The sequence below is a fragment of the Blastopirellula marina genome (assembly GCF_002967715.1).
GTDB lineage: Bacteria > Planctomycetota > Planctomycetia > Pirellulales > Pirellulaceae > Bremerella > Bremerella marina_B.
The window spans coordinates 1-578 of record NZ_PUIA01000019.1; the positions used below are offsets into that span (position 1 = coordinate 1).

1 protein-coding gene is annotated in these 578 nt (G+C 55.5%); it reads right to left on the reverse strand.

Features of this window, described 5'->3' with window-relative positions:
• On the reverse strand, positions 1 to 301 hold a 301-nt coding region (locus C5Y96_RS08110), incomplete at its 3' end, for an RNA polymerase sigma factor (protein ID WP_158261138.1).
• Between the last annotated feature and the right edge of the window lie 277 nt (positions 302 to 578).

Genomic DNA, 578 nt, shown 5'->3' on the forward strand with positions numbered 1-578 from the left:
GCGCACTCTTCTGGTGCAGCCGATTGCAGTTGTTGATCAAGATCGTCCAGAGCCACGTCCGAAAGCTGTAGCGCGAATCATACGTATTTAGCCACCGAAAGGCGTTCAAGAACGTCTGCTGGACGGCGTCTTCCGCTTCCTGCTGGCGTCCGAGTCGGCTCATCGCCAGACGCAGCAGCGGAGTCTGGTACCGTCGGACGATTTCGGCAAATTTTTCCCGCTGGCCTGACAAAACGGCGGTTAGCAATTCGCCGTCGGTCGGTGGTCGGTCAGGCGTTGTGGTCATGCTGCGGGATAGCAATAGGTGGGATTCTCAGGCCAGAGCGGGCCGTCTATCTAGGGATAGCGCCCTGCGAGCCCGATGGATACCTTTTATTGTTTCTTCTCAGGCGGTTTTCAGCAATCCAGGCCCCTCCAAGAAATGGTTTTCTTCCCCTCTGCTGTGCGGTATGATTTCTGGCGTTAACACCTTATGTCGCCGCTAGGAAATGATTTATGTCGCGATTGGTCTCGTCCCATCTCGTTCGTCGCTCTGGAAACTCGGCCTTGCCAGTGGTCATTATCGTGCTGGTCGTTGT